This is a genomic window from Amphritea atlantica, from assembly GCF_018860855.1.
In the GTDB taxonomy this organism is placed as follows: Bacteria; Pseudomonadota; Gammaproteobacteria; order Pseudomonadales; family Balneatricaceae; genus Amphritea; species Amphritea atlantica_A.
In genome coordinates this window covers 26,248-38,381 of the sequence record NZ_JAHKQE010000035.1, presented here as the reverse complement: position 1 = coordinate 38,381, position 12,134 = coordinate 26,248, and the positions used below count along the sequence as shown (strand labels likewise).

2 protein-coding genes (1 of these 2 running past the window's edge) are annotated in these 12,134 nt (G+C 47.5%); both read left to right on the top strand.

The window, feature by feature from the left end; all coding sequences use genetic code 11:
• Positions 1-185: 185 nt before the first annotated feature.
• Entirely contained in the window at positions 186-1,541 is a 1,356-nt protein-coding gene (locus tag KO512_RS15725; RefSeq protein WP_215953304.1) for a TolC family outer membrane protein, read from the top strand.
• Positions 1,542-1,668: 127 nt separating this feature from the next.
• Positions 1,669-12,134: part of a DUF4347 domain-containing protein coding region (locus KO512_RS15720; protein ID WP_215953303.1), annotated on the top strand (this coding region is incomplete at its 3' end). Its footprint extends 26,247 nt past the window's final position; the window shows 10,466 of its 36,713 annotated nt.

Genomic DNA, 12,134 nt, shown 5'->3' with positions numbered 1-12,134 from the left:
CTGCAGGCGATAAAAGGATATTGACAATTATTGTTTGTAGTACGTTGAAAAATTGTTCATACTGCTAACTGCACAAAAAGTAATCTATGCTTTTATAAAACTAAAATAACTAAATAGCATTGGATGCTGACTCTCCTGTTAGGTTGCCAGAGAGAGGCTCCTCAGGATGAGGCCGAGGGGGAACCATGGAAAACAAAAAAATAACCCGCGCTATTGTTAGTGCGGGTTTCTGTTCTGTATTGCTCTGTTCTACCCAGGCCTCGGCCGAGGACTTGATGGATGTTTGGAAAGTCGCTGAAGAGAACGACACCAAATACCTTTCTGCCTATCATAAGTTCCGCGCAGACCAAGAGATCATCAACTTGAGTCGAGCGGATCTATTGCCAACGATATCCTTCCAATACGAACATACAGAAACCAGTAAAACCATCAATGAGTCGGATAATGCCGTTTTTTATGGTAACTCTGCCGATTATCCCACCGATAGTTATGGTCTGACACTTACCCAGTCAATCTTTGATTACTCCCGATGGCAGCGCTTTGATCAGTCCAAAATCAGCGCTAATCGGGCCGAGGTTGAATATACGTTATCCAAACAACAGTTGTTATTAAGGCTGTCAGAAAGTTACTTTTTAGTGCTTGAGCGTAGTGATCAGCTACGGGCGGTTGCAGCAGAAAAGAAAGCGATGCTGAAACATTTCGAGGTCTCTGAAAAGAAGCATAAAACGGGCCTTGTGAGAACAGTCGATCTACAGGATGCCTCAGCGCGTTACCTAAATGCCTTGAGTAAAGAGATCGAACTACAAAGTCGTTTAATGGACAGTCGTTATGCCTTGCGGGAATCGTTAGGGACGATGCCGGGCGAGTTATCCCGATTACGCCCAGATATTCAACTTGAGATGCCGGTACCTTCCGACCCTGAAGAGTGGGTTAAACTCGCTGCCAGACATAACCCCGAATTACATGCCCTTAACCTATCCCTAGATGAAGCGGATAAAGAGGTTAAAGCGTTACGCGGCGGTCACTATCCCACACTCGATTTCGTATTAACTCATGGTAATGAAGTGATTGAAGGGTCGCCCTTTGGTGGCGGCAGTAATATCGATACGACCGAGATGTCAGTCCAGTTGAATGTGCCTTTATATTCAGGTGGCAAAACCTCTGCCAAGCTGCGTCAAGCGATCGAAAAGCGTAGCAGTGTGCTTGAAGATCGCAACGACAAACAGCGTTCTGTTGAGCGTTCAGCACATGATGCATATTCCCGTATCAATGAGGCGATTGTGCAAATTGGTGCGCTTGACAAGTCTTTGCAAGCACAGGAAGGACGCTTGAAGTCTAAGTTGGCAGGCTATCGTGGTGGTCAAAATAGCCTCGTGGAGGTTCTGGATGTTGAGCAGGATCTTTCCGATGCAAGACAGGCCTTGATCAAGGCTCGTTATGATTATGTGCTTAATGTTCTGCGCTTGAAATTTTCGGTGGGCGCGCTACAGGAAGACGATCTGTCTGCCATCAATGGCTGGCTGGTCAGTCATGAATCATAACGGGCAGGCAATTCTTCCCTTTAACGCACTTTAGTCTAGAGCCGTACCTATTTACCACAGGTAGTCACTGAAGAAAGCTTATTGGTTAGCCGCTTTTTTCGAATGAAAAAATCATTGGATGAAAATTATGTCGTATATATTCAACCGTCTATTCCGAATGCGTTATGACAAATTCCGCAATTTAAGACAGTACATTTGGAGCAGTCAAGGAATCACTGCCCGACGACGTAATACTTATCTGATGGAACAGATGGAAAATCGTTATCTGCTGTCGGCAGATGCCGCCCCGCTTGCGTTAAGTGCCGAGCTACTTAACGAAGAGGTCATGGTCGAGCAGCTTATTGATGCAGGCCTAGCCGAAGCGAGTAATTCACAAGAGCTACAGTTAGTTCGTCAGCATGATGATGACTCGAGCAATGCTGATACGAGTAGTGATCCCCATGCGGATATTGAAAATCTGAATCTAGTCGATCTTCAGGTTGCAGCTGAGGAGTTAGAAAAATTAGCGGCACTGCAGCCGAAAGAGGCTGAAGAGCAACCGAACGCAGAGGGTGAAACTGAAGCGGCCACTACCGTTGCGATCCAACATATTCAACAGTTGAGTGGACATCAGTTTGTTGTCATTGACCGTTCAGTTGAGGATTATCGCGCACTGTTGAGTACCTTTATGGGGGATGCGGGTAGCGATCTTGAATGGCATGCAGAAACGACCAGTGCGGGCGATGTCTTGGTTGCGGATTGGTATCCTGCGGACGAGAGTGTTAACGAAACGTTAGTGGCTGATGCCGAGTTAGCTGATGCGTTAGTCGATGCGCCGGTTGCACGTTCGCAGGCGGAGCGCGTCACGGTTGTTTTGCTAGATGCTGAAGGTGATGGTGTTGAGCAACTGGCTGATATTCTTTCCGCCTATGAAGATATTGCCGCGTTGCATGTGTTATCGCATGGGGCAACCGGTTTGCTGCGTCTCGGTACGGCTTCTTTAGGCAGTGCTTCGTTAGAGCGTTACCGTCAACAGTTGGAAGCTTGGGGGAAAGCATTAAAGTCAGACGGCGATATTCTAATTTACGGCTGTAACGTTGCTCAAGGTGAGGTGGGTATAGCGTTTGTTGACCGGCTGGCGGGTGCAACACAGGCCGATATTGCTGCGTCCGATGATTTGACGGGCAATCGCTTTATCGGTGGCGACTGGATACTGGAGACTGAGTCAGGCTATGTCACCCAGACCCTTGATCTGATGTCCACTGAACAGTTCTCTTTTGCCTCGAATGATCCTCTGTATAGCGGGCTGTTGGCGGCCGATAAATCGGTGACTATCGGGGAGTTAAATGGCACGGCTGCACCGGTCATCCTAGCGGCAGGCACTGATACCATTAACTTTACCGGCGTTGGTAGTGATATTCGTATTACCGTGACCGGGAAAACCGCTACCGCGCCATTTAAAATTACTGCACAGGCTGTCAATGAAGATACGGGCGCACTCGTACCCAATACGTTACGTACTTTTCAGTTTGCCGACGGTGATGATGCCACTATTAAGAATATTAAAGTGGGTCGGCTTGGTTATAAAACCGAGCTTGAGTTACAGACTAAAATAGATGTTTTAGATACATCCACACTAGCGTCCGCGCACATCGCTATCAGTAAAAAGGGTACCGCTTTATCGAGTGATGATGCCTATAAATGGGTTAAAGACTATGCGGTGATGGGGATCGATCCTACCGCAACGGATGCAGCTACACAGTTAGATACTAAAAACGCAGTTGCAGTGGTCACTACCGGAACCGGTGAGATTGGCAAATTATCGATCGGTAAGGCCCTTGATGCTGGGAATACCCGACTTATTATCGATGATATTGGTGCGCCAATCGATATTGATAGAGCGAATACGAATTACAGCGGCAAAATTGATCTGCTGTATAACTCCGGTGCTTCAAATACGGTGTTGACCAATTACGTTAATCTGTCGGCGGGCAATATCATTAAGGGGGTCGACACTTTAACGGGCTTTACGACCGCATCATTTGCCTCATTTACCGCGGATAAGGGCGATCAAAAATTTGATGTTACCGGTTTAACTGATGTGACGGTAGCTGCCGGAGCGGGTGAAGATTATCTCGTCGGTGGTACCGGAAGTCAGACCTTAGTGGGTGGGGCCGGAACCGATAATTATGTGTTTAAAGACAATTGGGGCGCTGATCAGGTTATCGAGCAAGCGGATAGCAAAGATGGCTTAACGGTGATTAAAGGCGGTGATGCCGATACGCTGGACTTTTCTGCACTGACCCAAGCTATCACCGTTGAGTTTCATCCATCAGTTAAATCGACAGAACCATTGTCGACTCCTACAGTGCCGGCTATTCCGGTGGTATCTGAAGTGTCGGATTCTGATCGAACGTCGACCGATCAATACGGTGTGCAGGTCTTTCAAGGCGCAAATGTAACGACCAGTACACACTCAGTAAAAAATGCCATCAATGTTGAAAAAGTGGTCGGTGGACTGGGTGATAACACCTATAAGTTCAATAATGACTGGGGGCAGTTCTATCCGGATACAACGCCTGCACTGACAGAAACCGTTAACTTTTTTATTGATGATACTCAATCGACCAGCAAAAAAGGGACGTTGGATTTCCGTGAGGTTACCCACGACTTAATCTTTGAGTTGGATAGCGTCAGCACGACCTCTACCGGTACACCGGCGGTCACAACGATAACATCTTCAGTGAAAGTGACGGCTGTTGTCGAGAAGCAAATTAATATTGGGACGACGGCAGTTCCCATCTTAAAAACAATTACTTACACCTATGTTGTGAACGCAGATAACGTTGCCAACATCATTGGTGGTCAGGGTAAAAATACCTACATCATCAAAGATCAGGATGCCTTGCAGGGCAAGATTCTGACCGCGAAGACAACCGGTAGCTTGGCTGAAGGCTTGGTGACCGGTAATGTCTATGTGGCTGGCGCTAATATCGCCAAAACCGATGGTGTGAATATTCTGGACTATTCGCAATACAAATCTACTAATACTAACGATGTGGTGGTCGACCTAGGTGAAACAACGCCAGGGGTCGCTAAGAAGGCGGTAACTGGCATTCTTAATACCGCCGATGGTGTCGCCGCTCCGACGGCTACCAACGAAGTACAAAAGCTGACAATTCCAAAAGTTAAAGCATCACCCACTGTCGCTCAAGAACTGACCAATATCACCAGTTTTAGGTTGTCTTTGGGTGGAGTGGAAACCATCGACATTAGCAATTCAGGTACTGCCGCTTCAATAGCAACAGAGATGGCTGCTGCGCTGAACTCTCTGGTGTTGAAAGCAACGCCGGTTACGACTACCAGCACAACTCCTCCAGCAACGACTCCAGTAACCCCTGCACCATTGGTGACGGTTACGGGGAGTGGTTCGGCTACCGGCACCACGCCTTACGATTTCACTATTACGTTTCAATCGTTATCGGCTGGACTGAATATTCCAGAAATTAAGCTGATAGCGGAAGCTCGCCAAGAGAAAAGGACTACGGGGGGAACCACTCAAGCGACGATTGTTTTAAGTGCTGAGACTGAAACTAATCCGGATCCTCTTACTATCGTTAAAGCATATACATCCAGTGGGCCGACTGCCGAAGATCGTTACACCCTGACCACGACCGTTAAGACTCTAACCATTGATGCCGTTGAATTTACGGCGGCTAACACAGGATTAAAGGCGGGTGCCATTGATCGTATAGATGGTTTAAAAGGTACCACTGATTCCGGTGCGGGTACGGTTAAGAGCATGACCGTCTTAGGCGACTTTGGTTTGTTGGTTAATAGTACGGGCAGTGGTGATGACCTCATATTCTCTGATAACTATACCCAGACTGTCAGTGTTAAAACTGGGCGTGTCTGGGATGGCGGTGATGGTCAAGATGTTATTACGGGCACACTTCAGGGCGATATCTTTTATGGCGGTTTAGGCAATGATGCCATCGGCGGTGGCGCAGGTGATGATAACCTCAGTGGTGGTGCAGGCAATGACCGAATCAGTGCAGGCTTAGGTGATGATGTTATCAGCGGCGGTGCTGGTAATGACCATCTCAGTGGTGGCCTAGGTGATGACAGTATCGTGGGTGGTACCGGTCATGACGTCCTCTATGGCGGCATAGGTGACGATACCCTTATTGGTGGTAAAGGCTACGATCATTATGTGTTCATCAATGATTGGGGCCAAGATGAAGTGATTGAAAGCCAAGCAGGTAAAGATGACAAAACCACGGATGCCGGACTAGAAGCCCGTGGTGATGTGCTCGATTTCTCCAATGTTACCCAGGAGATGACCTACTTATTTAACAGTTCTAATCTGTTGGCGGGTACTGGTACTTTCATTAAAGATAAAACCAGTTGGACTAAAACCCTGTCTGGCTTTGGTGATGTGTCGGGTCATTTTGCACTGACCGCTAATACGGTGCGTGTAAATAGCGAAGGTAATGCGAATGAAGTGCAGCGACTATATCTAGGTGGCGCTAAATCTGGTGATTTCACGGTAAAACTGAATAACTTTCCTAAACCCGATGGTACTTTTGAAACGACAGCACCGATCTCAATAACTGTCGGCGCCACCACGACGCTCACAGCGGCGAATATAAAAACGGCACTGGAAACAAAGCTTAGAACACTGCTGACGGATAATGGCGTAGCGCCCGTCGGTGATCTGGTGTCGGTTAAGTCTGCAGGGGCAGGGACCGGTGCTTTTGATATTGAGTTCAAAAAACCGATCTATACCAATATCCCATTAATGACGATTGTTAGTGCGACTGGACTGACCTATACGCCGCCGGTGGTTGGCACCGTGGTGTCGGGTGTTAATACCGTTGACACGACGACTCAATTAACGACTAAGCACACCAACGGCTCTATTAATATCGATCTAGGCCTTGCTGAATCTGGCAGCTTCACTTTAGGTTTTGAATATACTAAAACAGTGAGTGGCGTAGGAACGCCTAATCAGTCTGTATCTATTACAGTGCCTATCGCATCCGGTTCTACCCCTAACGATATTGCCGCCCAGATTCAGCAAGAGTTAAACGATCATAGCCCACAAATATTTGCCAATGTGGTGGTTTCCGGTACCGGTAATAAGTTTGAAATTACCGTCTTAAACCCTGAAATTAGTGATCTTCATGCGGTTGCGATCACTAACGCGACAACACTTAAAGGCAAGCCCGACATCTGGTCTACTGTTGAGGGGTCTTCGGTTCGCGAAATTAAGCAACTGACACTCAATAATGTCACCGAAGGTAGCTTTGTTTTAACCATTGGTAAGTACTCCACCGACCCTATTACCATTGATACGACGGCCGCGTCTGTTGATCAGCAAAAAGAAAATACGCGTTTAGCTATCCAGACGGAATTAAATAAACTTAACCGTAATTTTGTGCAGAAATATACGGTAGAAGTCGTCACCGATAGTTTTACTGATGCACTGAAAGAGTGGCAAATCACCTTTACAACGCCGAGTGAAAATGATGTGACGGATATGTCTGTCGACGTGACAGGCCTATCCGGGACGAATAATTTACAGGGCCGTGTGACGACTCTGGCCGATGGTAGCGTGTCTGGCAATATTCACGCGTTTGAGACTATTCTGGCGCCTAATGCGGACGCGACCTTTATCTTTGGTTCTGCGTCGATAACCGACATGCTGGCGGCTATTGCCGTTCCGGAAGCGTTACGTAAAACAAATTCTGTCACCATCGACACCAGTACTTTGACGGCGAATGACCATGTATTGGATATCGATTTTAGTCAGGTTACGGATGAACTGAATTTTAATTTTGAGCAGGTTGGGGCGGTTAAAGAGGTTCAGCCACTCATTATCAGTAGCAGCACTGTAGGTGAGTTTGCGCTTGATTATAAGATTCAAGAAATCCAGCGATTGGCCTTTACCGGTGCGGAGCAGCCAAGTGGAACCTTTAAGTTAAGTTTTACCGATCCTGGAGGCTCTCACGCTGTTAAAACCACGGCAACGCCGATTCAAATCATTACAGATGCCGCTACCGGTAAAGTAGACGTTAAAGCCACTGCTTTAAAAATTCAAACCGAACTGAATAAACTGACATTCACATCCACTTCTGGTTCTCAGAACCTTAATGTGAAAGTGACCGGTGTGACGGTTGATGGCTCGCCTATAACAGCAGAAACCACCAACGAAAGCTTTAAAGCCAACAGTTGGAATATCACCTTTACCAACAAAGAGCTGGTCGATGTCGATCTGTTGCAAGTCACCTCTGCAACGGTGACCCCCGTGGTCACTACAGTCAAAGATGGCGTACACAAAGTAACCGATAAGATTACCTTTGTTGCAGGGAATAAAGAGGCGAATATCACCGAGCTGAGCAATAAGCTGAACGAATTATTGGGTGACGGCTCGGTTACTGTTAAGGAGCCGCGCTTTGGTAGCTCGGCGGCGCAAACTAAGCTAAATATTACCTTTAATAATCCGGGCGATGTGGTCTTAACAAAAGCCTTGAAAAATCTAGATGGCTCGGCTCTGGGGTATACCGCAGCGGTGACGGGGGCATTTGAATTGGCCACGACTGCGGCTAAGGGCAAGGTTGATGGTAATACGGGTCAATTATCGCTTACTGTCGAGCGTGTTGCGCCAAGACCTACCGCACTCAGCACTGATGCTCAAGCGTCGGGTCTGGTTGACACATTACTCGGTGAGAGTGTTTTTGAAACCTTTGTCTTTACCGATGTAGGTGAAAATACCATTGTGCGTGGTGGCGTTAATTCGAATACGTTCGCCATCTCGGGTAATACGACGTTCAAAGGAACGATTATTGGCGGTACAGGCTTTAAGCCTCTCTCGGCGCAGCTCAATGTTGACGGTTTGATCGATCTCTTGTCGCTAACACCACCTGATTTAGCCGTCAAAAATACTGTTGATATATCGGGGGGGAATTTCGCGGATCTAACCAAGATTTCGTATGTAAATTTAGCCGAAACCTCCAAATCATCCGTTGCTGTTGATACGGTTGTTGATGGTCATCGAGGTGCTGAAGTCCAGCGTCTGTCTATCCCCGAAGCCCAGCGTGGCGGTTTTACATTAACCGTACAGGGAGACGCGACGACGGTAACCACGGCCCCTATCTATATGACGCCGCCGGTTCAGCAACAGCTGTTGGTCACCGACGCGACGGACTTTAATCTGACCTATGTTACAACCATCGCTGGCGTTCAAACCGTTCAAACCATGACCGGTTTAAGCAGCGGCGCTGCAACGGGCGATAATTCAACGGCTATAGCGGATAAAATAAATACGCAATTAGCCGCAGAGTTTGGTTTGGCTACTGGTTCAAAGGTCGTTTCGGTGACTAAGAATGAGGGAGGCTACCTCATTGCTTACACGAACCAGAATAACATGGTGGAATTTACCGGCGTCCTGACGTCTGCGTCAGGTAGTGTGGCGGTATTTACGCAAGAAACGGCAACATCGCTTAATGATGTCGCTCTGGCACAGCGTATTGAAAATGCGATATACGCTGCGATGGCTCTGCCTGCGGGTACGCCAAAAGCGATTTTAGTCACGGCGGGTGACGCGGGAACATTTGATCTGCGCTGGCGTGTGGAGGGGGATAAAGCGGTTACTACGCTGACTAATATTTCTCTTTCTGCACCAGCGGTTGATCTCGTTTTAACGCCATCAGCGATGACTGCGCCACAAGTCCACTCAATTACGATTACTCACGGTGCCAATACTGATCCTTATAATTTATATATTGGTACTCATAAAACAGTCGATTTAGCTCAGGATGCCGATAAGGATGCTATTGAGGCCGCCTTACAGCAGCTTATTAATCAGCAATCGAGTTTGACGGGTACAGTGACAGTGACGGGCACTGGTCCCTTCACTATTAGTATTGCGGGTGGCTCTGTTGCATCCATCGTGGCTAAGAACAGTCTTTTTTCAACGGTATTGGGTACATCGACTATTACCAGTCAGTCGACCAATGGCCAGGAGGTTCAAACTCTCAATATTAACGACGCCTCGCAGGGCATCGTGGGGCTGAAATACAACCTGAAGACCTTGGCTGATAACAGTCCGGTCACCGGCTCCGTCTATGTGGATGTTGCGCTACAAACAGGCGAGACTGTCGAGACGCTTCGCGCACGAATCGAAACGGCATTAAATAATGAGCTAGGCACCAACGCGACAGCCACCGTTACCCTCGTTGGCGATAATTTCAGTATTAAACTGACACCGTCTACTACGCATATTGTCGAATCGATGGGTGGCACCGGTTATGGCTTATCATCGGCCACGACCGATCAATCCTTAACGCCGGTAAAAGTAGGGCAAATTGATGCCTATCTGGATCGCACGGATAGTAGCAATGCTTCTCTAGTTGAGACCAACCGGATCTATAAATTTGCTATGCCGCCGGTGGTTGCCGGTGAGGCTATTAGCGGTACATTCACGCTCAGCTTTGGTGGTGTGACCACCGGTTCCATTGATTATGACGCTAACAGTAGCACGCTGCTAACGAATATTAATGCAGCTTTGACGGCATCCTCTATCAATGCCTTACCCGCCACTTTAGTGGGAAGTGAGTTTGTCGTTGAAATCGTGGTTGATCTCAGTGCGGCTGAACAGCCTTTTATTGTTGATGGCTCAAACTTAGCGATTGTTAAGAGTACCGCCGTTGCTGCCCCCGGTGTGGCTGCCAATATTGTCACCATTGCCAATGGCAGCGCGGCTAGCAGTGTGGCAGAAAAACAACGTGTTACGTTGGTGGATCAGTCGCTGACCACCTTCCGTTTATCCGTTAACGGCGTCAGTACGCTGGATATTCCGGTCAATCAGAATGATGAGACGACTAAAGGCGCTATTCAGAGCGCACTGAATGCGGCCTTAGGTGCCAATAAAATTACCGTTACGGTCAATCCTGATAGTAGCAAGACGAAGTCATGGATACTGGAAGTCACCGGAACCACTCGCCTTAGCGATACGGATAATCTTGTTGTTGGTGATAATGCTAATGCCATTACTGGCTATGCGAAAGACGACTTTACTCAAACGGTTTTAACCAGCTTATTGGGTAAACAGGCAGGTTTTACTGGCCGCATTCAGAATATCGATAATGTGACCTACGGCGCTGGTATCAACATCGCTTTAAATACGACACTTAACCCTGTTGCAGCGTTGGGCAATGCTTCATTGGGCAGCAATGTATTTGAGGTGGGTGGTAACTTAATTGAAAACTCAATTGCGAACCCTTATGCACAATTTGTTGCAAACGCGGTACTTTCTACGGCGATTAACGGCGAACCTTCGCTGTTTTCGGAAAATGTTGTAGCCCCCGGTGTTCATATTCTTGCGGGTGGTTGGGGGGCAGATACCTATAAGTTTAGTGGTTTATGGGGGGCTGCTGCTGTTATTGAAGTACCGGATATTCAGATTTTAGGTGTCAGTGATTTCTTTGATACATTAGATCTTTCTGAGGCAGGTTATGGTCTTAAAGGTCAGTTGGGTAGCGGTGAAGTTAAAAATACCCTGCACTATGATATCTGGGAAATTACCACCGCTAACATTAGCGAACTCACCGATCTGATCAGCGTGGGTCGAGATGATGCTGAAGTCCCTCTGCTATCGATTGGTGCTAATTTTATTATGGTCCGTGACGAGATATTCGGATCAGCATTGAAGCGATTTGGCATTCCGTTGCCTGAAGACATTTTGTTGGGTAACTACGTTTTTGCTACCGGCATTGAAAATATTGTTGGCGGTGGTGGTGACAATATATTCACATTCCATGGTGATGCTCGTTTACGTGGCGTGATCTCTTCTGAGGGTGACATTACCCTTAACTATCAAGACTACGATACTGAACTTGATTCTGCCGGTAAGGCTATTGGTGTCACGGTAGATGGTACTGCGGGTATTGCTTATACCTTATGGGAAGCGGTTGAGGTGCCGGTTTGGGGGGAAATCGCCGAGTCTAAAGTTCTGTTTGGCAGTGCGACCTCGGTATTGGGTGAGCGTTGGAGTTCGCTTTCCGGTTTGATTAATTCAGCGGTTGCTGCGGATTCGCAGTATAGCCTGTCTAATAACGCCGTGGCCGGCTTTACCAAAGTGATCGGTTCGAGCGGTGATGACACCTTTGTTGGTAACAGTAATGATAATATTTTTGTCATTGGTCAGGGTGGTGTCGATACGATTGATGGGGGTGAAACCGATGAAAACGGCAATACCCTTAGTTTAGAAGGCCAAAGTGCAGACTATTCTATCGATTTAGCGCTGGGCACAGCGTTACGAGCTCAGGGGGATGAACAGCAATCTTTAGTGCTTAATGCTGTAGAGGGCGACCAGTTTACCCTCGAGTTACCTTCAAGTGATGATTCGGCGGTTGGTGGCTTTACCACCGCGGATATTGCTGTTGGAGCAAATGCCATTGCGACCGCCGCGAATATTAAAACTGCGCTTGAATTATTCCTTGGGGCTAATAATGTCAGCGTAACCCCCGATGACGTGACGGCGGGTAAGTTTGCGATTACCTTCTTGAATTTGGACCGGTTTGATAATCCCGAACAGCTGATCTTTACTCC